Raw genomic sequence first — 23,402 nt, forward strand, 5'->3', positions numbered from 1 at the left:
GTTCCCAGATAAATTCGCAATTACAAAAGCTTGTCTAATGAGGCCCCACCAAATACAAACTCAGCTGTGGCACATAAGTAATCACCATCAGACAGAAAATAAGCAGCAGTAAAAAAGGCAGAGTCACCCAGGCCAGATTGAGGATGCTTCGCTTGAAACGAATGCTGGAGAGCAGAAGATTAAGACCTACCGGGGGATGCAGATAACCAATTTCCAGGTTGGTGAGGAAGATAATTCCCAGATGAATGGGATCCACCCCAAATTCCTTTGCGATGGGCATGATGAGGGGAATCACCACAATGATGGCCGAAAAGATGTCCATCAAAAATCCAACAATCAGCAAAAAGGTGTTAAGAACAATCAAAAAGGCCCATTTACTGTGGATGTATTGACGTATCCATTCGAATATTTTGTTGGGGACCTGCTCATCAATCAAATAACTCGTAAAACCCATGGCGACGGCGAAAATCACAATAATAGTTCCCACCAGTACCATCGACTGTTTGGCAATGCGGGGGATGTCTTTGTGTATACTTAAATCGCGATAGATAAAAACCTGAATCACAAACACGTAAAAAGCCGTTACGGCGGCCGCTTCGGAGGCGGTAATAAAGCCTCCATAAATTCCCACCAAAATAATAACGGGAAGCGGCACTTCCCAAATAGCCTGGCGCAGCGCCTTGAAGAGTTCTTTGAATGAAAAAGGATGACGGACGACTTCGGAGCGTCCGCTCACGAATAAGCTATAAATTCCCAAGGTAGCGATAATAAAAGCGCCTGGTAAAACCCCGGCCTTAAAAAGTAGGTCAATGCTCGCACCACTGATGAGACCATAGAGAATGAGGGGAAGTGACGGTGGAAACATCAAGCCTACACTGCCACAGGTAGTGACCAGGCCCATGGAAAAACCATCCGGATATTTTTCCCTGACCAAGATAGGGTAGAGCAAGCCCCCTAAGGCAATAATGGTTACTCCCGATGCCCCGGTAAATGCGGTAAAGAAGGCACAAGCGATAATGGTCATAAAAGCCAAGCCACCGGGCATCCAACCAAATAGGGCCTTGGAAAGGTTGATGAGGCGTTCGGGGCTTTTACTTTCGGCAATCAGATAACCTGCAAAGGTAAAGAGCGGAATTGCAGACAAGGCAGGCGCGGAGGCCAAGCGATTCATTTCAATGATGATGGCTGAACTATCAATACCAGCTTGATGAAAACAAATTAAGCTGACCGCACCAAAAATAACAAAGAGCGGGGCTCCCAGAAGAGCAATGAGAATGATCCCAAAAACGATTAGTTTGAGATTCATTCTTTACTCCAAATGAGAGAATGAATGGATTCGACGGCCTTAATTCCAAAACGCAGCATCATCATCAAAAAACCAAAGGGAATAATGACCACAGCCCAGTAGTTAGGGACAAGATTAGGAATCAGAAAAGATTCCGATAATTTTTCGTCTTGAAAAAATTTATAGGCCGCTAACATCAGAAAGTAGCAAACGACCGCTGAAGCCAAAGAGGTAACAAGCGAAGAATAACGTTTAAACCATGTGGGGGTAAGATGGTTAATAAAATCAATGGCCAAATGTCCTCCCTCATGCGCGGCGATAGAAGCGCCCACAAAGCCTACCCACAGCACTAAACTCCGTACAACCGCATCTCCCCAAACAAGAGGAGGAAGCTTTGCACCACAAAATTCGGAAAAGGCCTTTAATTTTGGAAGAAGCCAGGAGGACCCGATTCCAAGGTGCATTTTTAAAAGGAGCGATTCAGGAAGTTGGTGAAAGACCCCCCAATTTCTAGCCAAAACTTGGTAAGCAGAAAGCAGAATCATCGTAGTGACCAATAAGGTCAACACTAGGGATTCCACTTTGGCGATGCCGCGGTCAACTTTTGTAAGAAACATAAAATTTTGTTTGAATGATTATTTATGACCGCTTCGATACTCTGTGATCAAGCCCTGAACTTTGTTGAGAAGTTCCTGGGAGTACAATTTACCCACCAATTTAGGACGAACCTCTGCAGACACTTTCTCCAGTTCGGCCTTGTCATTCGGAGCAACCGTGATCACTTGAATTCCATTTTTCTTTAAAGTTTCCATCGATTTGGCATTGTCTGCGCGAATGGCCGCAACCAGTTTGGTGCAATATTTTTCAGAGACCGTTTTTAGGGTAGTTTGAAGATCGGCGGGGAGCTTTGCAAACTCCGTCTTGCTCATCACAAAAGCCCCGGTGGAATTGGCCAAGGGAAGATCCGTCATGTATTTAGTTTTAGTGAACCACTGAAGTGCAATGGCCGCTAAGGGAGGAGCATATACGGCGTCGATGAGGTTGGTTTGAAGTGACGTGAGCACATCCGGCAAGGCCAGAGGGGTTGGGGTAATTCCTAAAGTCGCATACATTTCTTTTACCAGAGGATCTCCTTCCCAGGCCCACCATTTGGTTCCCACCATATCAGCTTTCGATTTGATGGGTTTATTGGACATGATATTCACAAAACCCGCCTCGGCCCAACCGAGTAGCACATAACCTTTCGCATCAAACTGCTTTTCAAAATCGCCCTGAATTTTTGATTTTACATAATCGGCTTCCTGATAGCTGTTGAAGAGCATCGGAAGTTCCAGCACTCGCACCGAAGGATTAATTTCGCCCAAACCCACTCCGGTAAGACCTGCCGCATGAACCTGGCCAATTCTCATTTTGCGAATGACGTCTTTTTCATCTCCGGAGACCCCGCCCGCATAAATCTTGAGAGCCGCTTTTCCGCCAGAGGCCGTTTGCAATTCTTTATCCATCTCCTTCATGATATTCACCCAGGTGGAACCTTCGGGGGCCAGCACCGAAACCTTGATTTCATGCTCGGCGGCTTGAAGGGGTAAAGAAAGAGAAAGCAGCAGAGAGGCTGCGGTAAAGAGTTTGCTGAGTTTCGAGATTTTCATGGAATCCTCCAATTAAAAAAACAATTTTTCTTTAGAAAGTAAAATCGCCGCTCTTTTCTTCGCAACTTCATTGGCTAAACGTTGCTCAGGAAGCACAGTGGCATCGGCATTCAACACCTCTTGCAACAGAGATCGAAACAAATTTTTGTCTTGAATCTGCACCGCATAAAATTGAGCCTTGAGTACCTTGATCATCAAATATTTGTTTTGGGTAGCTTCTATCGCTGTATCAAAGGCCTTTTTGGAGGCCTCGGGCTGCCCTCCCAACATTTTGGGGCGTGCGGCATAAAACACCCCGAAAAACTGACCCGGCCCGTCGTAGTAGTAATGAGGATCCAGCTCAGCAACTCGCATCATGAGGGCCTCAATGCGTGGCATTTCGGCAATGGTATCGGGAGAATCTTTTGAGAAATTGAGGAGGGATCCCCAATTGAAGGCCGTCCAAAATAAATTAGGGACATCTTTTTTATTGAAAGTGAGGAGAGACTTTTTGAACGCATCCAAAGTGCCTTCCAAAGATTTTTTAAACGAGGCATTCTGACTCAGAAGCAGCAGGCCAAATTTTTTTCCCCGACCATAAAACAGTTTGGCCCGGTCGCTCGCCATTTTTTCCATGTTTTCATTCACGCCTTTTGCTTCCAAAATATCTTGCTCCACAAAGCCAAAGGTATAAGCCGCATAAGAGCGGGCCAGCATGAATAAAATAGATTTGTCTTTAGGATTAGAACGCTGCAGGGCTTCCAGCATCTTGAGGGAGGCGAGGGAAGACTGATTCGCAAAACCTACATCTTGTTCTTCTTCGATGGCCGGTAAACCGTCCTTAAAAACTTGCGCCGTAATTCCCGCCGCCGTTTTTTTAAGACCGCAAGAAGGCAGCAGACTGAGTGAAAACAACCCAAAGAAGGCAAAGCGAAATATTTTCTTCATAAGTTTTTCTCATTTTTTTCAGAAGCGAGGGGCGGAGATAACAGCAGGATTTAATTTTGGCAATATTTTTATGGCCGCAAATGCAGGCCAGAACAACACGCTGCGTCAAAAAAATCCTTTCGTCATCTCTCACTATTGTTCGAGATGACGCACTACTCAGAAGCTAATAAAATAGAAGTATAAGGATTCGGATAAATCACCCGATCTTTGCTAAACAGTTCGCGCGCGAACTCTTGCCGGTCAAAGGTGCATTGAGAGGCTTCGCGCAAAATTTTAATGCGCATCTCCACAGGAAAATATTTATGCGATTCGCGACCATCATGGATGTGCTGCAAAAATTCGATGAGAGGCTCGACCGAATAACCCATCAGAGGTAAAATCCTGCCACAGAAGGCATCGGCAGAGGCCTCTTCTTCCTGGCGGATCTTCAGCAATTCATCCCATTTAAAGCGGTCAAAGTTGGCGTATTTAATCAGCAGCGACATCAGATGCCCCCACTCGTGGGCCACGACCCCCGCCACCAGAGCCGTGTCGTTTTGATGGGCCCTTAAAAAATCAGTACCCAGATAGACCAAACCCTGATTGTCCGCCGCGCCGATGGTATTTTCGGCCAGCACGATTTGGGCATTTTTACCCGACAAGGTACTGAGCTTGCGCCGGATACGATTCACGAGACCATATTGGGTAAAGAGATTGGCCAAATCGGGATGGGCCGCAAAACTAGCCAAAATAGGCGCCATTTCACCTATCCCTACGCGACCCGGCACATTTTGCGTGGGTCCTGTTGAGGGAGAACGCGGAGCCGTAATCACATTCGGTGACGGCATCCAGGGCTGTAATTTAGAAAGTGAGGCCTCTACTTTTGGAACACCCATATTGTCCTTATCGGGTTTTGGGTTTTTAAAGTTGTCTGGAGCAACTTAAATTATAGGCTCAGCATCTCCAAGGTAAAATGCCGTTTGGGATTCATTACCTCAATAAACCTAGAAATCTTTTCTAAACCCGGTGAATGTTTGCCAGACTCGTACTGAGCATAGGCACTCGCTGAAGCATAGCCCAAGCGCTGAGCGACTTCCCTCACGGTGAGATGATTAATTTGCCTTTGTCTTTTTAAAAATAATGCCACCAGCTCGGTTTCCTCAGAGCTGGAGAGGCTAAAATCCCTTTTCTGGACATTTTTGCTTTTTAACAAACTTGCTTTCACTTTAAATCCCGACTTATCGACATGACACTTTACGGCATCTTCCATCATACTTAATGCATCCTTTAAAGATTTGCCTTGAGTGCTGATTTCTAAACAAGGCAATTCGATAATCCAAAATTTGTCGTCTTTCCAAACTTGTCCTTTAAAAAACATCTTATTTCTCCTTTTTCACACGACCTTTTTCTGCATTCCTTAAAATTCCTTTTGCGGTGTATTCATTAATTTCTTTGTGCCTCGGGACTGTTTCAATATATTCCCCATTGGTCCAAATATCATGACTCCCACCATGCTTTTTAAACCACCAACCTAGCTGACTTAACTTTGCTTCCAATTCTTTTCTTTTCATGATTGTACTTAAATTTAAGAACAAAACAAGAGTCAATATCAACTCAACAACTTATACCCTCTCCGAAACAAATATGCACAAAGCGCCAGGGAAGGCAGGGCGAGAGTCGAAATAAAAGAAATGCGAAAAAAATCATATCAACTCAACAAATTCCTTAAGTTTATCCGCGGTCACTATCAGTCCTTGTGCTGCCATTGTAGCCAAATATTCTTCTGCTGATTTTGGAGGGTTTTTAAGCGCAGTCCGGTGATTTTTGACAGCACTAATCACAGCGCCTTGATATAAACTCATTTGATGCTCTACAAACACATCGGGATGCATGGCCTCGATTCCATAAACTTCTAAAATGTTATCTGGAAAATCCTTCAAATTGAAGGTCACAATAATCTGGGCCCCACAACGAATAGCGGCAGCTAAAACATGCTGATCGTTTGCATCGGGTAAATTCCCTTCTCCTATCAAGGGCTCGTATCCTGTCACCAAACAATCCGGAATGGCGTCATTCATTAAAGTTCTCGTGCGTTTAATTTTATCCTTCAAATCGGGACGATTTTTTAAAAGATTTCTTATCCATTCCTCGTGAATCCGTTCGGTCCATTTGGCTGCAAATAGACCGGACTGGAGATGCATTTAATTACTGGGGGTAGTTTTTTTTGATAAGGCGAGAAGTTTCTTGATTTCTATTTTTTTCCCGGACTGGGCTAAGCGCAACAAAAAATCACGGAGCGGAGCCGGGTATAAAACACAGGCATCATAAAGAACAATAAATCGCATCAATACCCCATATCCTCTTCCTGAGCTTGACGTGTTAATTCCTCCAGCATCTCCTGATTTTCTTGATCGCGCCTCAATTTATATTCCATCAAGTCTTGATAGCGAATACGCCGGTGAGTTCCCACTTTTGAAAAGGGAATTTTTTCACTTTTTAATAATTGTATAAGAAAAGGGCGTGAAATATTTAAAATATTTGCCGCCTCTTGAGTAGTGAGCAGATGATGGGTAGGGACAATGCTCACAACATTACCCTGAGCCATTTCAGCTAATAAATCCCGCAATAAGGCCAAAGCCTGACGAGGCATTATTAGATCCTGGCCATCCATTTGCACTCTCGCTCGGGGTGCTTGAGTTTTTTTGGCAAGGAGCCTGCTCAATTCCTCTGCACTTGTTCGTGCCAAGGAAACGTCCTCTTCAGAAGGTAAAATTTGGAACTTCATACTATTCATAATTCACCCTCAAATTTTTCATTATTTAACATCCAGAAACCCTTTCGTTTGATGCTATTCGAAATAATCGAAAAACGCAATAGGAGTAATAAAATTGTGGAAAACAGCAATAGACTTCTTTCGTAACCGTCACGAGCAATTGGCCTGCAAGGCGCGGTGGGACCCGTTTCCCGCAGCGTACGATATGTACGTGAGGACAAACGGGGGAACCGCAACGCCGCAGGGCATTTGCGCAGTAGGTTACGAAAGAAGTCTAATATCAACTCAACAACTTATAACCCCGACGAAATAAATAGGCACAAAGTGCCAGGGAAAGCAGGGCGAGAGTCGAAATAAAAGAAATGGAAATAGCGAAAGGGACATCCCCCTTCCCCAAGGTGGCCCAGCGGAGGGCATCCACCAGGTAAAAGATGGGATTCAAGAGGCTGACCTTTTGCCAAAGCGGGGGCAGCATGTGAATGGAGTAAAAAACTCCGCCTAAATAAATGAAGGGAGAAATGACGAAATTGGTAAAAGTGGCAATTTGGTCCCAGGATTCGCTCCACAGGGCAGAAATGATTCCCAGGCAGGAAAACAACAGCGAACTCATCAGTAAAACCAGCAGCAGGTAGCCAAAATGATAAAAAGGCAGGGGGATGAAGATCTTGGAAACTGCCAAAGTCAGAATTCCAATCAAGGCCCCGCGGAGGATGCCTCCCAACACAAAGGCAAATACCACCTGAAAAGGGGACAAGGGAGCGGCCAGAATATTTTCGATGGATCTATCCATACGCGCCATAAAAAGCGAGGTAGAAGTGTTGGCGTAAGCGTTGTTGATAACCCCCATCGCCGCAAGTCCTGGGAGCATAAACACGATGTAAGGAAAACCACCTACTTCTTTGATGCGCGAGCCCAGGGAAAAACCAAAAATAAAAATATAAAGCGCGGTCGTAATAATGGGAGGGGCTATTGTTTGCTTGGAGAGGCGTGCAAAACGGTAATATTCGCGTTCGATCAAGGTCCTAAATCCGATAAAATTTTGGGTCATAACTTTCTTCCCGTCAGCGTCACAAACACGTCTTCCAAAGAACCGTGGCACACTTGCATATCAAGTACAGGATTTGCCCCCTGAAGATTGGCCCGTTCCAAGAGTTCGCTGATCTGTATCCCCACTTTTGCCTGGGTTAAAGTGAGCCTATTGTCTTCCATCTTTATTTCAGAAAATCCTTTAAAATCACCGTAGTGCAGTTTATCTCTAAATGTAATCTCCACTTTTTCTTTGCAGTATTTGGCGATCAGTTCCCTAGGCCTTCCCATTTCGATGATCTGACCATGGTTGATGATGGCCACCCGCTCACAGAGCAGCTCCGCCTCATCAATATAATGAGTGGTGAGTAAAATAGTGGTGCCATCCTCATTTAAATTTTGGAGATAAGACCAAAGTTCGCGACGTTGTTCCACATCCACACCTGCCGTCGGTTCATCCAGAATCAGAATTTTGGGCTTGCTGATGAGGGCCCGCGCGATGAGCAAGCGCCGTTGCATGCCTCCGGAGAGCTTATAAAATGGCTCGGTGGATTTTTCCTTTAACCGAAATTGGGTAAGTAAATCCTGGGTGCGCTCTCTGGCATATTTGTGCGAGAATCCGTAAAAACCCGCCTGAAATTCCAGCGTTTTTCGGATATTAAAAAAGCGATCGACATTGATTTCTTGAGGGGCAAAGCCAATCATCTGGCGAGTGTCAATAGTCTGTGGACTCACCTGTTTGCCGAAGACTGAAATTTGTCCTGAATCGGGTTTCACCAAACCGACGACCGATCCGATCAAAGTGGTTTTGCCCGCCCCATTAGGACCCAGCAGACCAAAAAATTCTCCTTCTTCGATCTCCAGATCGAGGCCTTTCAGGGCTTGCAGGCTTTTATATTTTTTGCAGAGCTGATTGATTTTAATGGCGTGCATAGATTTACTTCTTCACCCAAACCCCATCCTCAAATCTCCACTCGGTTTTTTTGGTTTCAAACCCCTTGTTGGGATGAGCTGCATCAAAACCGGTGACTTGTTCAATGATTTTCGTTTTTTCCAACTTGATGCTTTTCTTGCTTGTCCCACTCGTCCCCGTATTCCAAAGAGCGGCTTTTTCTGTTTTATCCACCTTCTTTTTCATCCACTGCAAGGTTTTTCCATCCCATTTCAAGAGACCAATTTTTTCCGTGCTCTCCCCCGAACTATCGAAATGCAAAATAATTTCCGGTAAGCCATCTTTATCAATATCCACCAAATCGGCGCTTTTAAAACGGGCGATGCCTTTCAAATGCTTGTCACCGCTACTTTTAAGCAAATTGATTTCGCTGATTTTATCGTAACCTTCCGCACTTCTTTGCACCATGGCCACCACCGGTTTCAGCACATCCGGATTGCGGATCTTATCTGCAGACTTGCCTTCCGGCACTAGGCCATAAGAGATCAGCAGGAGTTGTTTCCCTCCTTTTTTATCGGGATAATCGAGCTTGATATAGTCGTCTTGCCAGGCATGCTCCGGCAAGACGTTTTTGCTGATTGTTTTTTTAGGGATATCCGGCAAGGTAGAGGCTTGGGTCTCTGACCTTTGGGTCTCCGTTTTCTGGCTTTCTGCCGCTTTGCTTTCAGGACTTTTTACAGGAACTGTCTCCGGAAAAACATTCGGATTCTTTTGCGCCTGAGTATTTGCCGGATTGGTTTTTTGCCTATCCTCCGAAGTTTGAGTCATCACATTTGAGGGCTTAGTTGTTTTGGTCTTGAAGCTTTGAAAATACCACACCAGGGCCGTTACTAAAACCAAGACCCCCAATAATTTCCAGAAAGCAAACCCACTTTTTTTTCTTCTTCGACGAATAGCCATATAAAAAAAGGCGCCCCGACTCTTCGGGGCGCCATCCATAAAATATTAAATGCACTAAACCGATTTACCCACTTTCGGGGCGATTTGATATAAATGTTGGGCCAGGCCAAAACCAAGCACTATAAAAGCGAGGATGGCCACAGTCCAATATTGCCCAAAGATGGCCCCATGAGAGGCACCTGCCATGCAGGCCAACATCGGCATGGAGAGGAAGGTATTGAGCTTAGAGGCCTTTCGCGCGTTTTCTACTAAGTTAGGATCGGGCTTTTCTCCCGTTTTAACGGCCGTGATGATCTTCTTTTGGTTAGGCCAGATGATGAACCATACATTAAACCACATGACAGATCCAAAAAGTGCCCCCAAACCTATCCAATAAATGCTGGGGCTTCCGAGATAGGCCTGTTGCTGCATCCCAAAATAAATCCAACCGGTGATGAAAGTCATCATCGCCCCCCAACGAAAGGCAAAGAGGGCCCGAGGCATTAATTCGGGGACAATCTTCTTCTTGGTTTCAGCGTCAATGGCCGCTTGAAAATTGGCATTTACGAAATTAAAAAAGTACAAATGCCCAATCCATAGAATACCAAAAATATAGTGGAACCAACGCAGAACAAATTTCACGACTTCTGCCACCGATAAAGTTTCCATAAAAACCTCCTTTAAAAAGGACTAAGGATAATAAATAACCCAAAGGAGGCGATAACATTCAAGTGGGGCTTTTCAAGGGAAATTTTTGAACTTGTCCTCTAAAAATTAAAAGTGGACCTTTTGATTATTTCAAAAAAATCACCCCAACATCGTCTTAAATCTCAGCACTGGCCAGGATCGCCGTTCGGCCAGTCTTGTGAAAGATGCGTCGGGATTCACGAGGTGAGGTTGTCCCACTGCTTCGAGTAAGGGCAAATCGTGGCGGGTGTCGGCATAGTGGGAACAGTCTTCGAGATTAAGGCCCTGGCTTTTTGCGTAACGCTCGGCCAGCTGGCGTTTGCCTTCCATGTAGGCAATGGGGAGATCGAGTTTTTTTTGCAGAATTCCATTTTCAATTTGAGGGCCTATGGAAAAAGAAGTGTTTGCCCCCACAAATTTTTCCAGGGCCTTAATTACCAGATAGGGGCCTGAAGAGATAAGCACCACCTGGTTTCCCGCATTTTGGTGTTGTTTGATGAGGCCCAGGCCTTCTTGATAAACAAGCTTTTTCACGTCGCGTTCAAACACCAACTGACCAATGGCCATGATCTCTTCCACGCGAGTTCCTGCCAAATCTTGCAGGGCCACCTCGTACATCTTGGCCACATCTTTGATAAAAAACACGGCGCTCAAGGCTCGGTAAAGCAGGGCTAGTGGTAATCGTCTTTTTTTAATAATTTTCCGTCGAATAAGTTCCACGCTCGCATAATAACCGGTATAGCCATTCACCAGGGTGCCATCGACATCAAAAAAGGCAATCGTTTTCATAAGCTCCGGAATGCCATTTGGGCAGCCAATAAACCGGCCAAATAGCCATCTTCAAAATTAAAACGGGAGGATCGGATGAGTTGAGGAAAATCATGGGCGTTCAGGATATCTTCCCCCGTTAAATGCACCCCGAGTTCATCGGCCACACGGCGTATTTTTTTTCGTTGAAGGTCTATCATTTCTTCTAAAATTTTATCCGCCTCTTGACTCATCGCGTTATCTCTTTTTTAAATTAAAGCTGTTAAAAAACATTTTTTTCAGTAGAATTAGCAACCGGGGCTTCTTTGCGGCCGAGAAGCCTGAGAGCAGTTATCAGACACTGAGGAATCAAACAATGGGAAATTCAATTTTGAGTAATCCTTTCACTCCTGGGTCTAAAATTACAAACTATGAATCTTTGCTTCATCCCGCTCCTCAAACTCCTCCCCCTACAGATCGCAACCCCGATACATTTACGCAAGGCTCCATCATTGGTGTTCAATATCCTCAACCTCAAAGAAGCACGCCAAACCGTCTCTGGGATCCTCGACAAAAGTAATTTGCCTTAATAAAGTTTTTTCTCCTATAAGCCCAGCATGGATTTCATTCTAGGCGCTTACCATCATTGTAAAAAAATTGCCTTGGGGCATTACGAAAATTTTCCAGTGGGCTCAATGCTCATTCCCAAACCCATGCGCCCTGCCATTTGGGCCATCTATGCCTTTGCCAGAACGGCCGATGATTTTGCGGATGAAGGCTATCCTCGTGCTTCGGACTTTGCAACCGAAGAAGAATGGCGCGCAGCAATTGATGCGCAAAAGCCAGAGCGTTTGGAGAAATTGGCGGGATGGAGGAAGTTATTAAAAAATTGTTATGAGAGTGAGGGTTCGACTGAGCTTACCATGTCCGGCTCTTGTCCAATGGGACATGGTGAGCCCGTCGAACCCTCACTCATTTTCATTGCCCTCCAAGACACGATTGAGCGGCATCAAATCCCCTACGAACTTCTCAACAACCTTCTCATCGCCTTTGAAAGAGATGTGACCGAGCGTCGAAAAGACACCTGGGAAGAAGTGCTAGATTATTGTCATTACTCCGCAAACCCGGTGGGACGCTTGGTGCTTTGGGTTTTTGGGTATCGGGATGAAAAACTCTTTGAGCTTTCCGATGCGATTTGTACTGGATTACAGCTGGCTAATTTTTGGCAGGATATTGAGGTCGATTTGCAAAAAGACAGGGTGTATGTGCCGTTGGATTTTCTACCTCACCCTAACCCTCTCCTTACAAAGGAGAGGGAAAGCACCGTTTCTTTGCTCCAAAAACTGGGAACCCTCACCTGGCCCTTTTTCGAAAAAGGCTTTGATCTTCCTTTTTTAGTCAAAGGGAGACTGGCCTGGGAACTCAAGCTCACCTGGTTAGGGGGTATAAAAATTTTAGAGAAGGCCTGTGACAATTTGGAGCGAGAAGGTTTTGGAAGACCCAAAATTGAGAAATCGGATAAAATCTCCTTACTGATAAGAAGTTTTTTTGCTTATAATGAGTGGACTTTGAGGAAATATCGAGACAATTTCAATCAAGGCCAAGAACTGGCCCAGACGATTACCGCAAAGAGCAAATCCAACTTTGCGGCCTCTTTCTTTTTTTTACGGAAAGATCAACGCCGTGCGATGGAGGCCCTCTACGCTTTTTCGCGGGAAGTAGATGATGCAGTCGACGAATCGGCCTCTCCTGGCGAGGCTGCCCTAAAATTAAAATTCTGGAGACAAGAGTTGGACCTGGCTTACGAAAATAAGGCCACGCATCCGATTCTGCAGGAAATCAGCTGGGCCAAAGATCAATTTCATCTCTCCAAAAAACATTTTGTAGAACTCCTCGAAGGCGTCGAACACGATCTGCACAAAAATCGCTACGAAAACTTAAAGCAGTTGCTGGAATATACCTATGGAGTGGCCTCCACCGTGGGTCTGCTGTGCATGCGCATTTTTGAAGTGGAAGGAGAAAGTGCCGAAAAGGCAGCCGTTCTTTTGGGTCGCGCGCTGCAGTTCACCAATATTTTAAGGGATATCCGCAGCGATGCCATCCTGGGCCGGATTTATCTGCCTCTCAGCGATTTGAAACATTTTTCACTGAGCGAGCAAGATGTGCTTCAGGGCCGTCCTTCAGTACGTATGGATTCGCTGATGTATTATGAAATTGGCCAAACTGAAGCCATTTATTCGGAGGCCTTTGATCTTCTGAAAGAACTTCCTCGAAGAAAGGTACTAGCGGCCTGGATGATGGGAAGAATTTATTATCGTATCCTCAAAGAAATCAAAAAACATCCTCGCCTTCCACTTCAACAAAAAGTGTCCCTTTCCAGGTGGGCCAAAATTCGAGTTCTAGTGTCCGAAGTCCTCAGGAGTTTTTTCTCGTGAAATCCATCGCCATCTTAGGGGGAGGCCTGGCCGGACTTTCCGCCGCCGTGTATTTGGTGGAGGCAGGATTTCAGGTAAGGCTTTTCGAAGCCAGACCCGTCTTGGGTGGCCGGGCTTATTCGGTGATGGATTCCAAAACGGGCGACGTGATGGATAACGGGCAACACCTGATGATGGGCTGTTATCACCACACCTTCGATTTCCTGAAAAAAATTGGCCGCGAGACCCCTCTACAAACCCAGGTAAAAATGGAAGTGCCTTTGGTGGAACGCGGAGGGAAAATTCATCGATTAAAAGCCAGCGATCTCCCTTCTCCTCTGCACTTGGTGTCTGCACTTTTTTCTTACTCAGGTTTTTCTCTCAAAGAAAAATTCAACCTTGCTTTATTTCTCAACAAACTCAGACGAAGCTCTGTGGCGGAATTGAAGGCCTTGGATTCACTCTCCTGTGCCGAATGGTTGAAAGATTTAGATCGAACAATTCTCAAAAATTTTCTAGAACCCCTAATTCTCGCCACCCTCAATGAAAGCCCCGAAAAGGCCTCGGCCAAACTACTTGCCACCGTTTTTCTGGAAGCCCTGCTCAAAGGAAAAGAAGAATCCAAAATGGTGACTTCGACGGTGGGACTATCGGATTTGTACACGAACGCCGCTCAGAAATTTATTGAAGATCGTGGGGGAAAGATTTTTACTCGTTGTGGCATTTCCTCCCTCTCCCCTTGGGGGAGAGGGCAGGGTGAGGGGCCCAATCAAATTGAAAAACTTATCTTAGATAATGGAGAAGAAATCATCGCCGATTTCTATCTCTCCACTCTCCCCGCAAACGCCCTTTGGAAAATCCTCCCAGACGCTCTCAAACAACAGGCTTATTTTTCTAAACTGGATGAGGTTCAATACTCGGCCATCTACAATATCAACCTTTGGTACGAAAAACCCTGGTTCTCGGAATTTTTTGCAGGATTGTTGGGCAGCCCTATTCATTGGGTTTTTAATAAAGGCAGACTTTTACATGCAGAAGATATTCCCAAAACTCAGTACCTCTCATTGACTATTAGTGCGGCGAATTTTCTAAAGAATTTGAATTCCCAAGAATTACTTGCTTTAGCTTTAAAAGAACTAGGCGATTTTTTCCCCCAATCTAAAAATATAAAACCCGTTCACCATCGCATTCTCAAAGAACTTCAAGCCACTCCCAGTTTTGGACCCGGTTCCGAGAGGCTGAGACCCGAAGCGACAACGCCTCTCCACAATTTCTTCCTAGCAGGAGATTGGACAAGCACGGGTTTACCCGCGACAATTGAGGGTGCCGTCAAAAGTGGAAAAATGGCGGCTATTGAGCTAAAAGGGCTGTTAAATTGTGTGAGATGAGTTAATGGCCTGGATCAAATCACTCCTCATGGGGACTTCGTATGAATGAAAAAGAAGATCTGATTTATTCCTTGAAGATTGAAGAGGCGCAGCGAGCGAAAAAAAAAGCGGGCCTCTCCAAGAAGCAAAAAGTGGCATTGGTTCTCAGCATTGCTTTGGCTCTTTTTCTATTATTTTTTCTTCGCCAATGGAATCAGGCCCCTGGGGTAGAAGTCATTCGCTCCGAAATTGTGCAAGAGGGTTTGCCAGATATTCTACTCACAGCAGGAGGCTATGTCGAAGCAGATAGCACCATTCTGGTCTCCAGCCAGATCAACGGAAAAATCAAAACTATTTTTTCAGAGGAAGGAAAATGGGTGAAAAAAGGGGAAGTGCTGGCTGAGATTGAAGAGGATGATTATCGCTCGAAATACAATCTGGCCCAGGCCGAGTTCAATTTGGCCGCGGCAACTTTAAATCGAAAGAAAAACCTCTATCAGGCCGGTGTGATTTCCCGCGCCGAATACGATGAAGCACTGAAGACTTTTTCTGTCACTGAAGCTTCCTTCAAAAGCGCGGAATATTTTTTGGGCAACACCCAAGTGCGGGCCCCCATCGAAGGCACCATTATCAAAAAAGAAAAGGAGCCCGGAGAATTTTTGCTGCCAGGGATTACCTCCGAAGGAGTTCCTGGAACGGCGCTTTTTAAACTGGCCGACCTGCGCGTCATGAATGTGGAGATGGATATTTTGGAATCCGATTTGCCTAAAGTGGTCTTAGACGGCCCTGCCATGGCCTTTCCCGATGCCCTGCCGGATCAATCTTACAAGGCCAAGGTATTTTATATCGCCCCCAAGGCCGACAAACAAAAAAGTATCGTGCAGGTGAAAGTGAGGATAGAAAATCCGGGCCATCTTTTGAAACCCGAGATGAGTGCCCGAGTCTATCTTCTAAAGAATTTTCCCAGCCAGAGCGTGGAGCGTCGAGTAAAAATCCCCGAGTCTGCCCTGCTCAAAAGAGGAACTCAGACAATCGTTTTTATTTTACAAAAGGATGTGTTGAAGGAAAAACAGGTGAAGGTCAGTAGCGTTGAAAACGGCTTTGCAAAAATTGCGGAAGGTCTGCTGGGGGATGAGTCGGTAGTAGTCAATCCCAAAGAACGATTTCAGGAGGGGATGAAGGTCGTGGTGAAAGTAAGTTCAAAATGAAACCCTTAATCGAAATCAAAAATCTGAAAAAAAGTTTTTCTCGCGAGGCCGGAGCTGAGGACAGCGAGGAAGTCGTATTGCATCAAATTGATTTGAATATCCATGAGGGGGAATTCACCGCCTTGATGGGTCCTTCGGGTTCGGGGAAAACCACTCTGCTCAATATCATTGCGGGCATCGATGAGGCTACGTCTGGCGAGTTGTTGATTCAGGGGAAAAATATTTCCAGACTCAGCGAAGAAGAAAAAGATTTTTGGCGCAACAACACCATCGGCTATATTTATCAGCAATACAACTTATTGCCGGTTTTAAATGCGCGTGAAAACGTGGAGCTGCCCTTGCTGCTCACTCAGCTCTCTGCCCGAGAACGAAGAGCGCATGCGATCTCGGCACTTACCTTGGTGGGATTGGAAGACCGTTTAGAACATCTGCCCAAGCAACTGTCCGGTGGGCAGCAACAGCGGGTTGCCATGGCACGGGCCATTGTGACCGACCCGGCCATTATTTTGGCGGACGAACCGACGGGCGCCCTGGATGCCCACTCTTCTACCGAGGTGCTGGAGTTGATGAAATTTTTAAATGAAAAACTTAAAAAAACTTTTGTGTTGGTGACCCACGATCCCAAAGCCGCTTCTTATTGCCGTCGGCGGGTGCACCTTGAAAAAGGGGTATTGGTGGAGGATGTGAGTTGAACTTTTTCACCCTGATCCTTCGCAATCTCTTTCGCAACAAGCGGCGCAGCCTGCTCACTTTGTTGGGGATCGTGATCAGCTTTTTTCTCTTTGTTTCTATTTTTACCTTACTCGAGGCCTTTAACAGCAAGTTGAAGAGCGAGGCGGCTCAGGTGAATCTTTTTTTTAGACCCACCTACATGAGCAACTTTATTGATGGGCAACTTCCTGAGGCCTTTATTCACAAGCTTAAAAACATTCCCTTCATCCGATATATTGCCCCCTACAAGATTTATTTAGGCACCGGCCGATCTTCTGAAAAAAATGTGTTTGTGCTGGGGAGTTATGTGGATCAAATTTATCACATGAGGAATCTTGAAGGAGTCGATCCCCTTCAAATGGATCAGATGCTGAGCGAGCGAAAGGCCGCCCTCGTCGGGATAGACCTGATGAAGGAAAACGAATGGAAACTGGGAGACGAAGTCATTTTGAAGGGGCTTCGAAGTCTTCCCGATCTTCCAATCCATATTGTCGGGGTTCCCCAGGGGAGATCCGACCTTAATGGGGGCATCTTAGTCCACTATGATTATTTGAAAGACCTCATGAAAGATGGGGGATTTTTAGTATCTTACTTTTTCGTGTCGAGGCGCCTTATCAAGTGCCTTGGGTGACTCAGATCATAGAAGAACGTTTTCAAAATTCCTCTCCCCCGGTGGAGGCGGTCAGTGAAAAAGGTTTTGTAGAAAGTATTCTGAGTGAACTTTCGGCGATTAGCGAGGCCATCAAAATTATCGCGTGGGTCACCTTGCTGGCCACCTTGCTGGTGGTAGGAAATACCATGGCCATGAGTATTCGTGAACGGTCCACGGAGCAGGGGGTGCTGCGTACCCTGGGTTTTTCGAAATGGGCCATCTTTCGTTTGTATCTCAGCGAATCGATGGCCTTGTCTTTCTTTGGAGCACTGTTAGGGGCAATATCGGCCTGTCTGCTTTTTACCTTCATTCCCATGGCTATTCCCGGAGGGCAGGGCCGTCCTGGCTTGGCGATTGGGCCTTACTGGAGTTTGTTAAAAACAGTGGTACTGCTGGCTTTGCTGATGGGGATCTTGAGTGGTTTTCCTCCTGCTTTTTTTTCGATGAGACGAAAGATAACCGATACTTTAAGGTTTTTGGCGTAGGTTCTTAGGTGAGAGGAATAATCTTGCACATCTTGCGGATCATTCATAAACTTTTTTGATGAAAAGCCGATATCATTTACATCGAAAGATGATTTCAGGGTTGAACTTGGCTTGTTTTTTTTTATTACATCTGTTGCGAAGAATTTTTCTTCGTTCGGGAGGGATTCAGCGCTTCCAAAAAAATTATCTTGAAGTTAAAATTTTAAGTCTCGAAGACAAAAAAATGTTTCAGGGTTTGGGACGCTGCACCGCTTGTGGCGATTGTGACAAGATCTGCCCGGCCTTGAAACAGAAAAATGAGATTCATTTTTTAGGCCCCATGGCGGTGCCTTTAAGTTATGCCCGCTCGCTTTATTTTCTAGATAAGGTGCAGATTCCTTGGGATATTTGTAAGGATTGTGGGGAATGTGAAAAAGTGTGTCCGGAAAATGTGCCCTTGAATAGGGCTTTGAAATGGCTAGTGTCGAAGTGAGTGAATAGGAAATTAAGAATATGCCCCCTCCCAATTTATTAAAAGAGATCCGAAATAAAGGCCTTGAGCATAGCTTGGCGGAGGCTGATCGCTTGGCCTATTCCCGCGATTGCTCCAGCGCTTCCATGATTCGCCTGAGGGGGGGGGAGGTAGAAATACTTCCTAAAATTATTGTTTGGCCGAAAAATAATCAGGAAGTGTCTACTTTGCTGGCTTTAGCAAATACCCACCAAATGCCGGTAGTGCCTTATGGAGCAGGGTCAGGTGTCTGCGGGGGAGCCATTCCCATTCACAAGGGCATTGTGCTTGATTTAAAAAAGATGGATCAAATTTTATTCCTCGACGAAAAAAATCTTCGGGTGAGGGCTCAATGCGGGATACTGGGGGAAATTTTAGAACGGGAGCTGAATCGGAAGGGTTACACGCTAGGGCATTTTCCTTCCTCCATTTATACTGCTACCTTGGGAGGCTATCTGGCCTGTCGTTCAGCAGGGCAGCTTTCGACCAAGTACGGAAAAATTGAAGACCTGTTTCATTCGATGAAGGTAGTGCTCGCCACGGGCGGGGTAGTGGATTGTTCTAGAGACAAAGAGGCTTGGTTTTCGGAACTGATTTTGGGTTCGGAAGGAACTTTAGGCGTTGTGACTGAGGCCGAGCTTCACGTTCGCCCTTTGCCCGAGAAAAGAAAGTATGTGGGGTTCCAGTTTGAATCGGTGGCACAAGGCCTGGAAGCCATTCGACTGTTTATGCAAAAGGGTTTTAGACCGGCCGTGGTGCGTTTATATGATCCTTTAGACAGTTTTATTTTTTCGACTCACCCCTCGAGAGAGAAAAACAATTCTTCTTTTTCTTTCATTCCCGAAAAAATATTTTCGTTTTTGGGTTTCGCCAAATGGAATTCCTTGCAGATGCTTTTATTGCAACCCTCTTTGTTGAACAAAGCCATTGATTTTGCGCTCAAGAAAAGTTTGCTAATTTTAGGTTTTGAAGGGGCCGCCTGGAAACTGGACCATGAGTTGTTGGGGGTTCAGCAAATTTGTAAACGCGAAGGCGGAAAGAGTCTGGGAGAAGCACCGGGGCTACAATGGTTGAAACGTCGCTATAGCGTTTCTTACAAGATGTCCCCCTTGGTGAATCAAGGTTTTTTTGTCGACACGATGGAAGTGGCCAGCTCCTGGACAAATCTAGCCAAATTGTATGAAGGGGTTAAGAGTGCCATTGGTCAGGAGGCCTTGGTCATGGCACATTTTTCACATGCTTACCACGACGGATGTTCCATCTATTTTACTTTTTTGGGTCATGCCCTTGGTAAGGAAAAAACTTTGAAGCAACATCGAAGGGTCTGGGACAAGGGAATGGAAGCGAGTTTAAAGGCAGGAGGGACTATCAGCCATCATCATGGAATTGGAACCCTTAAGGCAGAGGCCTTTGTTCAAGAATTGGGTCCCCTATATGCGTGGTGGAAGAACGCAAAAGCGGTGCTTGATCCGCAGGCAATTTTAAATCCAGGAAAGATGGGGCTGTAAAAAATATGTTTACACTCGATACTTATTCTCAAACCTTAACTCTCGATACCGATTACACTTTAAGTGAAGTCGAACAAGAGTTGGCAAAATTAGGCTACAGTTGTGGCTATTTTTCACCGCCGCAAAACTCCCTCCGTCTAAAACAGGCCCTTTCTGAATTGCTTCCCAATTTGTATGCCCTCAAGTATGGGGAACTCTGGGATCTCTGTGTGGCCATTGATTGGGAATCAAAGTCTGGAAACTTTTTGAGCACTCAAAAGATTCCGAGGCAAGCGACGGGGGCCAATTGGAAAAATATCGTACTGGGGGCAAAAGACGAGCTGGGCCTCATCTATCAGGCTACCCTCAAGGTTTTTTTGAGAGAAAGTGAAGCGCTCCTTTTTTTGGTGGCTTTGCCCGATCTGGAAACTTGCTATCAACTCGAACGGGAAATTAGACGTCATGAAATGCAGCCTTTGGTCTTTGGGCGGTTTTCGTATCAGGACTTAAAAGAGGTTTATGGCTCTCTCCGAGGGGAATATTTTTTGGTGTTGGAGTGGGAAGGGAGTGAGAAATTTTTTAATCGTCTTCGCGCCGAATGGAACCATCGTGTGGCCGCGCATACCAATTATCAGGAGATAGAACGCTATGATACCCAGAAACTTTTTTCGAAACTTTTGAGACGAGAGTATCCTCGAATTCCCTGGGGAGGGCTGATTTCCCAGCCATCGGCTCCTGTTTTGAAAGAGATGAAACAAAAACTGGCTGAAGGATGGAATTAAAATGAGTCCACACACACAAGACCGTAACTTTTGTAGTTTCTGCCCCAAGATGTGTCATTTTTCTTGCCCCGTGGCGGAGGAAGAAAAAAATGAAACTCTAACCCCCTGGGGAAAACAGCAGAATGCCAAGCTCATCCTGGAAAAAGCGCTTCCCTTTAACGCTCAAACCGCTCTCCCTGCCTTTAAATGTGTGAGTTGCCGAATTTCAGAAAGCTTTTGCGAACATGAAATTCCGGTGGCGGATTGTCTTCAGGAAATGCGGGAGTTGTCGGTTGCCAATCACACCGCGCCGAAAGAAATATTTGATTTTCTGGATCGGTTTAAGAAATTCTCCAATCCTCACGGAAAAGATTTGCAGGAAAAATTGAATAAGCTCGCTCAATCGAGCTCGTTGGAAACAGGGAAGGACTCGATCCTATTTTTTCCTTCTTGTCATCTTACCGCTTTTCTCCCCGAGGCCCTGCAGCTTTATTTTGAATTGTTTAAAAAATTAGGGATTTCGAATGTAAAACTTTTCAATGAGAACATCCAGTGTTGTGGTTTTTCTTTGTGGAATGCCGGCTTTAAGGAAGATTTTCTGGATCTTGCCGAATTGCAATGGCATGCCTTGAGAGATGCCGAAAAGATTATCGTCGGTTCCCCCGAATGTGCCTGGGCCTTCAAACATCTTTATCCGGAGCAAGGCTTTCCGCTCAGGGCCCAGGTGTTTACCGTGAGCGAATTTCTTGCCCCTTATCTCAAAAACACCCCCTTTAAGGCCAAGGCCAAGACCCCCATCAAGTATTTTTATCATGATAGTTGTTATCAGGGACGCTATTTAAAGCAATATGACGAGGCTCGTGAATTATTGGAAATGGTGACGGGTTTCGAACCTTGCGAGTTTTCATGGAATAAAAAAGAAAGTCTATGCAGTGGCGCGGGGGGAACTTATGCCCTGGTAGAGCCAGAGCACGCCCAGCATATTTCTTCCCGGCATTTGCAGGAGATGTTGGATAATGGGGTGAAAATTTTAGTGAGCAGTTGCCCCAAATCCGTGCATCATTTCAAGCAAGCCATGCCCGGGATGATTGTGAAAGATTTGATCAGTTTTCTGGCTGAAAACATCTTGGAAGAGTCGTGGAGAACGGCGGAGTGGTCGGTGAAGACGAGTTAGACAGGGGGGGTTTGATTATGAAAAAAACAAACCACACCCCTTACTTCATTCTCAACCCCAATTCTGGAGGAGGTCGAGCGGCCAGGGAATGGAAACGTATCGAACCCTTGCTGCCTCAGTTCTTTGCCTCCACCCAAATTCATAAAACCAAAAAATCAGGCGATGCAGTGCTTATGGCCAAAAAGGCGGCCCTTCAGGGATATAGGCAAATTGTATCGGTGGGTGGAGATGGAACCTTAAATGAAGTGCTGAATGGCATCATGCAAGTGCCTGCTGAAATTCGTCAAAATATTTCGCTTAGTCTCTTTCCTCTGGGCTCGGGAGATGATTTTGCCAAAACGCTTTTATGGCCCAAGGATTTCAAACAACGCCTGCAAGGGATCCTTCGAAACCAAGGCCAAAAAGTGGATGTGGGTTTGATACATTATCAAGACTTCAAGGGGAAAAAGCTTCGCCGTTATTTCCTCAATATATGTGATTTTGGAATGGGCGGTGAAGTGGTGGCTCGGGTAAATCGTTCGTCAAAACTTTTCGGTGGAAAAATCACTTATCTGACTTCTATTTTAGAAACTTTAATGAATTTTAAACCTTTCTCTATTGAAGCCAGCCTTGAAGGGAAAAAAAGGAAATTTCACGACATCACTCTGGGTATTATCGCCAACGGCAGCTATTTCGGAGGCGGCCTTTGCGTGGCGCCACAGGCCAAATTGGACAATGGATTATTTGAAGTGCTTTTAGTGGAAAAAATGGCCGCCCTGGATTTTCTAAAATTGCTTCCCCAACTTTATTTAAGACGTGCGCTGTCGGTAAAAGGGATTCATTCTTTTCAAAGTAGTTTTATTTCAGTGAAATCGTTGCAAGCCCCTTCTATCCTTTTGGATTGCGATGGAGAGCAGCCGGGCATTTTGCCGGCCAGTTTTGAATTGCTTCCCCAGGAGCTGAGGGTGACGGTTTTGTAAGAGGTCTATTATTGAAGCCTATGAAAATTATTCTCATTAACCAGGCACGCATGACTTCCACGCGTCTGCCTGGAAAAGTTTTAAAACAGGTTTTGGGCAAGCCGTTGCTGGAATATCAAATCGAACGTTTGAGAAGAGTCAAACATATCGATTGCCAGATTGTTGCTACCACAATCCATGCGACCGATGAACCTATTGTCGACCTGTGCAACAAACTGGGAGTGGAGTGCAGCCGGGGTTCGGAGTCGGATGTCTTGGCCAGATATTATGAGGCGGCGGTCAAACATCGTCCGGATGCGGTGGTGCGGGTGACCTCCGATTGTCCCTTGATTGATCCCGACGTGATCGATCAGGTGATTCGTTACTATGTTCAGCAGGCCCCTCAATTTGAATACGCCTCCAATGTGGAAACGAGGACTTTTCCACGAGGGATGGATATCGAAATCTTTTCTTATCAGGCCCTGGTTAATGCCTATCAACTCGCAAAAGATCCAGTTGAAAGAGAACATGTGACTCCCTATATCACCAAAAATTTATCCCACAAGGGGTCGGTGACCTATCCCAAAAATCACAGTGATTATCGTTGGACCGTGGATACCCCGGAGGATTTTAGCCTGATCGAAAAAATTCTTTCTACAATTTATCCTCAAAATCCTCTCTTCAACTTAGAAGATATTCTTCAGCTGATTGCGCAAAATCCGCATTGGGCTCAGATTAATGCGACTGTGCAGCAAAAAATATAAATTAAGATCTTCCAACTTGACACAGCGCAGAAAGCTTCGCTATTTCT

The 23,402-nt window shown here is 45.5% G+C and carries 27 protein-coding genes and 1 pseudogene; 13 read left to right on the forward strand and 15 right to left on the reverse strand.

Annotation, left to right across the window (positions count from 1 at the left end; all coding sequences use genetic code 11):
• Positions 1–34: 34 nt before the first annotated feature.
• From HQM15_07680 to HQM15_07750, 15 genes and pseudogenes are all read right to left on the reverse strand, one after another.
• Complete coding sequence (locus HQM15_07680; GenBank protein MBF0492644.1) at positions 35–1,306, reverse strand: TRAP transporter large permease subunit; 1,272 nt, start codon at positions 1,304–1,306, stop codon at positions 35–37.
• Positions 1,303–1,902: a TRAP transporter small permease gene (locus HQM15_07685; GenBank protein MBF0492645.1), complete on the reverse strand. Its 600-nt coding sequence runs from the start codon at positions 1,900–1,902 to the stop codon at positions 1,303–1,305. The genes HQM15_07680 and HQM15_07685 overlap by 4 nt, the downstream gene beginning before the upstream one ends.
• An 18-nt stretch (positions 1,903–1,920) precedes the next feature.
• Complete coding sequence (gene dctP, locus HQM15_07690; GenBank protein ID MBF0492646.1) at positions 1,921–2,934, reverse strand: TRAP transporter substrate-binding protein DctP; 1,014 nt, start codon at positions 2,932–2,934, stop codon at positions 1,921–1,923.
• A gap of 12 nt (positions 2,935–2,946) precedes the next feature.
• Complete coding sequence (locus HQM15_07695) at positions 2,947–3,861, reverse strand: hypothetical protein (GenBank protein ID MBF0492647.1); 915 nt, start codon at positions 3,859–3,861, stop codon at positions 2,947–2,949.
• Between the two features lie 152 nt (positions 3,862–4,013).
• A complete protein-coding gene (locus HQM15_07700) occupies positions 4,014–4,736 on the reverse strand; it encodes a hypothetical protein (GenBank protein MBF0492648.1) in 723 nt (240 codons plus the stop codon).
• Positions 4,737–4,786: 50 nt separating this feature from the next.
• Positions 4,787–5,218 carry a helix-turn-helix transcriptional regulator gene (locus tag HQM15_07705; protein ID MBF0492649.1) on the reverse strand — a complete coding sequence of 144 codons (432 nt, stop codon included), beginning with the start codon at positions 5,216–5,218 and terminating at the stop codon, positions 4,787–4,789.
• A gap of 1 nt (position 5,219) precedes the next feature.
• Positions 5,220–5,411, reverse strand: coding sequence for a type II toxin-antitoxin system HicA family toxin (locus tag HQM15_07710; protein MBF0492650.1), 192 nt, complete (start codon positions 5,409–5,411; stop codon positions 5,220–5,222).
• 132 nt (positions 5,412–5,543) lie between these two features.
• Positions 5,544–6,185: pseudogene (locus tag HQM15_07715) on the reverse strand (PIN domain-containing protein).
• On the reverse strand, positions 6,185–6,634 hold the full coding sequence (locus HQM15_07720) for a helix-turn-helix domain-containing protein (GenBank protein ID MBF0492651.1): 450 nt from the start codon (positions 6,632–6,634) through the stop codon (positions 6,185–6,187). Before HQM15_07720 ends, HQM15_07715 begins: the two are co-directional and overlap by 1 nt.
• Before the next feature lie 259 nt (positions 6,635–6,893).
• On the reverse strand, positions 6,894–7,661 hold the full coding sequence (locus tag HQM15_07725; GenBank protein ID MBF0492652.1) for an ABC transporter permease: 768 nt from the start codon (positions 7,659–7,661) through the stop codon (positions 6,894–6,896).
• Entirely contained in the window at positions 7,658–8,572 is a 915-nt protein-coding gene (locus HQM15_07730; GenBank protein MBF0492653.1) for an ABC transporter ATP-binding protein, read from the reverse strand. Before HQM15_07730 ends, HQM15_07725 begins: the two co-directional genes overlap by 4 nt.
• 4 nt (positions 8,573–8,576) lie before the next feature.
• The gene (locus HQM15_07735) at positions 8,577–9,491 is read right to left on the reverse strand and encodes a hypothetical protein (protein MBF0492654.1); all 915 of its coding nucleotides are present in this window, start codon (positions 9,489–9,491) and stop codon (positions 8,577–8,579) included.
• Between the two features lie 54 nt (positions 9,492–9,545).
• Positions 9,546–10,139 carry a urate hydroxylase PuuD gene (locus tag HQM15_07740; GenBank protein ID MBF0492655.1) on the reverse strand — a complete coding sequence of 198 codons (594 nt, stop codon included), beginning with the start codon at positions 10,137–10,139 and terminating at the stop codon, positions 9,546–9,548.
• A 138-nt stretch (positions 10,140–10,277) separates the two neighbouring features.
• Positions 10,278–10,946, reverse strand: coding sequence for an HAD-IB family hydrolase (locus tag HQM15_07745; GenBank protein ID MBF0492656.1), 669 nt, complete (start codon positions 10,944–10,946; stop codon positions 10,278–10,280).
• Entirely contained in the window at positions 10,943–11,158 is a 216-nt protein-coding gene (locus HQM15_07750) for a hypothetical protein (GenBank protein ID MBF0492657.1), read from the reverse strand. Before HQM15_07750 ends, HQM15_07745 begins: the two co-directional genes overlap by 4 nt.
• A 122-nt stretch (positions 11,159–11,280) precedes the next feature.
• Here HQM15_07750 and HQM15_07755 point away from each other — a divergent pair, with 122 nt between their 5' ends.
• From HQM15_07755 to HQM15_07815, 13 genes are read left to right on the forward strand one after another with little or no spacing between them, the layout of a single operon-like run.
• A complete protein-coding gene (locus HQM15_07755; GenBank protein ID MBF0492658.1) occupies positions 11,281–11,484 on the forward strand; it encodes a hypothetical protein in 204 nt (67 codons plus the stop codon).
• Positions 11,485–11,521: 37 nt separating this feature from the next.
• Positions 11,522–13,339: a squalene/phytoene synthase family protein gene (locus HQM15_07760; GenBank protein ID MBF0492659.1), complete on the forward strand. Its 1,818-nt coding sequence runs from the start codon at positions 11,522–11,524 to the stop codon at positions 13,337–13,339.
• A complete protein-coding gene (locus tag HQM15_07765; protein ID MBF0492660.1) occupies positions 13,336–14,706 on the forward strand; it encodes an oleate hydratase in 1,371 nt (456 codons plus the stop codon). The genes HQM15_07760 and HQM15_07765 overlap by 4 nt, the downstream gene beginning before the upstream one ends.
• Positions 14,707–14,747: 41 nt before the next feature.
• The gene (locus tag HQM15_07770) at positions 14,748–15,893 is read left to right on the forward strand and encodes an efflux RND transporter periplasmic adaptor subunit (GenBank protein MBF0492661.1); all 1,146 of its coding nucleotides are present in this window, start codon (positions 14,748–14,750) and stop codon (positions 15,891–15,893) included.
• Complete coding sequence (locus HQM15_07775; protein MBF0492662.1) at positions 15,890–16,585, forward strand: ABC transporter ATP-binding protein; 696 nt, start codon at positions 15,890–15,892, stop codon at positions 16,583–16,585. Before HQM15_07770 ends, HQM15_07775 begins: the two co-directional genes overlap by 4 nt.
• Positions 16,582–17,235 (forward strand): ABC transporter permease, encoded by a 654-nt coding sequence (locus HQM15_07780; protein MBF0492663.1) that lies wholly within the window; start codon positions 16,582–16,584, stop codon positions 17,233–17,235. The genes HQM15_07775 and HQM15_07780 overlap by 4 nt, the downstream gene beginning before the upstream one ends.
• Positions 17,232–17,741 (forward strand): FtsX-like permease family protein, encoded by a 510-nt coding sequence (locus HQM15_07785; protein MBF0492664.1) that lies wholly within the window; start codon positions 17,232–17,234, stop codon positions 17,739–17,741. The genes HQM15_07780 and HQM15_07785 overlap by 4 nt, the downstream gene beginning before the upstream one ends.
• A 58-nt stretch (positions 17,742–17,799) precedes the next feature.
• The gene (locus HQM15_07790) at positions 17,800–18,213 is read left to right on the forward strand and encodes a 4Fe-4S dicluster domain-containing protein (GenBank protein ID MBF0492665.1); all 414 of its coding nucleotides are present in this window, start codon (positions 17,800–17,802) and stop codon (positions 18,211–18,213) included.
• A gap of 20 nt (positions 18,214–18,233) precedes the next feature.
• Complete coding sequence (locus tag HQM15_07795) at positions 18,234–19,739, forward strand: FAD-binding oxidoreductase (GenBank protein MBF0492666.1); 1,506 nt, start codon at positions 18,234–18,236, stop codon at positions 19,737–19,739.
• A 5-nt stretch (positions 19,740–19,744) separates the two neighbouring features.
• Entirely contained in the window at positions 19,745–20,500 is a 756-nt protein-coding gene (locus tag HQM15_07800) for a hypothetical protein (protein ID MBF0492667.1), read from the forward strand.
• Between the two features lies 1 nt (position 20,501).
• The gene (locus HQM15_07805) at positions 20,502–21,653 is read left to right on the forward strand and encodes a (Fe-S)-binding protein (protein MBF0492668.1); all 1,152 of its coding nucleotides are present in this window, start codon (positions 20,502–20,504) and stop codon (positions 21,651–21,653) included.
• Positions 21,654–21,670: 17 nt separating this feature from the next.
• A complete protein-coding gene (locus HQM15_07810; protein MBF0492669.1) occupies positions 21,671–22,612 on the forward strand; it encodes a diacylglycerol kinase family lipid kinase in 942 nt (313 codons plus the stop codon).
• A gap of 20 nt (positions 22,613–22,632) precedes the next feature.
• On the forward strand, positions 22,633–23,355 hold the full coding sequence (locus HQM15_07815) for a glycosyltransferase family protein (GenBank protein ID MBF0492670.1): 723 nt from the start codon (positions 22,633–22,635) through the stop codon (positions 23,353–23,355).
• The last annotated feature ends 47 nt before the right edge of the window (positions 23,356–23,402 follow it).

It is taken from the genome of Deltaproteobacteria bacterium (assembly GCA_015233135.1).
GTDB lineage: Bacteria > UBA10199 > UBA10199 > JADFYH01 > JADFYH01 > JADFYH01.

Excerpts from the sequence above, each read along its gene's own strand:
- HQM15_07680 (MBF0492644.1), bottom strand. The coding sequence starts at position 1,306 with ATGAATCTCAAACTAATCGTTTTTGGGATCATTCTCATTGCTCTTCTG.
- HQM15_07685 (MBF0492645.1), bottom strand. The coding sequence starts at position 1,902 with ATGTTTCTTACAAAAGTTGACCGCGGCATCGCCAAAGTGGAATCCCTA.
- dctP (MBF0492646.1), bottom strand. The coding sequence starts at position 2,934 with ATGAAAATCTCGAAACTCAGCAAACTCTTTACCGCAGCCTCTCTGCTG.
- HQM15_07695 (MBF0492647.1), bottom strand. The coding sequence starts at position 3,861 with ATGAAGAAAATATTTCGCTTTGCCTTCTTTGGGTTGTTTTCACTCAGT.
- HQM15_07700 (MBF0492648.1), bottom strand. The coding sequence starts at position 4,736 with ATGGGTGTTCCAAAAGTAGAGGCCTCACTTTCTAAATTACAGCCCTGG.
- HQM15_07705 (MBF0492649.1), bottom strand. The coding sequence starts at position 5,218 with ATGTTTTTTAAAGGACAAGTTTGGAAAGACGACAAATTTTGGATTATC.
- HQM15_07710 (MBF0492650.1), bottom strand. The coding sequence starts at position 5,411 with ATGAAAAGAAAAGAATTGGAAGCAAAGTTAAGTCAGCTAGGTTGGTGG.
- HQM15_07720 (MBF0492651.1), bottom strand. The coding sequence starts at position 6,634 with ATGAATAGTATGAAGTTCCAAATTTTACCTTCTGAAGAGGACGTTTCC.
- HQM15_07725 (MBF0492652.1), bottom strand. The coding sequence starts at position 7,661 with ATGACCCAAAATTTTATCGGATTTAGGACCTTGATCGAACGCGAATAT.
- HQM15_07730 (MBF0492653.1), bottom strand. The coding sequence starts at position 8,572 with ATGCACGCCATTAAAATCAATCAGCTCTGCAAAAAATATAAAAGCCTG.
- HQM15_07735 (MBF0492654.1), bottom strand. The coding sequence starts at position 9,491 with ATGGCTATTCGTCGAAGAAGAAAAAAAAGTGGGTTTGCTTTCTGGAAA.
- HQM15_07740 (MBF0492655.1), bottom strand. The coding sequence starts at position 10,139 with ATGGAAACTTTATCGGTGGCAGAAGTCGTGAAATTTGTTCTGCGTTGG.
- HQM15_07745 (MBF0492656.1), bottom strand. The coding sequence starts at position 10,946 with ATGAAAACGATTGCCTTTTTTGATGTCGATGGCACCCTGGTGAATGGC.
- HQM15_07750 (MBF0492657.1), bottom strand. The coding sequence starts at position 11,158 with ATGAGTCAAGAGGCGGATAAAATTTTAGAAGAAATGATAGACCTTCAA.
- HQM15_07755 (MBF0492658.1), top strand. The coding sequence starts at position 11,281 with ATGGGAAATTCAATTTTGAGTAATCCTTTCACTCCTGGGTCTAAAATT.
- HQM15_07760 (MBF0492659.1), top strand. The coding sequence starts at position 11,522 with ATGGATTTCATTCTAGGCGCTTACCATCATTGTAAAAAAATTGCCTTG.
- HQM15_07770 (MBF0492661.1), top strand. The coding sequence starts at position 14,748 with ATGAATGAAAAAGAAGATCTGATTTATTCCTTGAAGATTGAAGAGGCG.
- HQM15_07775 (MBF0492662.1), top strand. The coding sequence starts at position 15,890 with ATGAAACCCTTAATCGAAATCAAAAATCTGAAAAAAAGTTTTTCTCGC.
- HQM15_07790 (MBF0492665.1), top strand. The coding sequence starts at position 17,800 with ATGAAAAGCCGATATCATTTACATCGAAAGATGATTTCAGGGTTGAAC.
- HQM15_07795 (MBF0492666.1), top strand. The coding sequence starts at position 18,234 with ATGCCCCCTCCCAATTTATTAAAAGAGATCCGAAATAAAGGCCTTGAG.
- HQM15_07800 (MBF0492667.1), top strand. The coding sequence starts at position 19,745 with ATGTTTACACTCGATACTTATTCTCAAACCTTAACTCTCGATACCGAT.
- HQM15_07805 (MBF0492668.1), top strand. The coding sequence starts at position 20,502 with ATGAGTCCACACACACAAGACCGTAACTTTTGTAGTTTCTGCCCCAAG.
- HQM15_07810 (MBF0492669.1), top strand. The coding sequence starts at position 21,671 with ATGAAAAAAACAAACCACACCCCTTACTTCATTCTCAACCCCAATTCT.
- HQM15_07815 (MBF0492670.1), top strand. The coding sequence starts at position 22,633 with ATGAAAATTATTCTCATTAACCAGGCACGCATGACTTCCACGCGTCTG.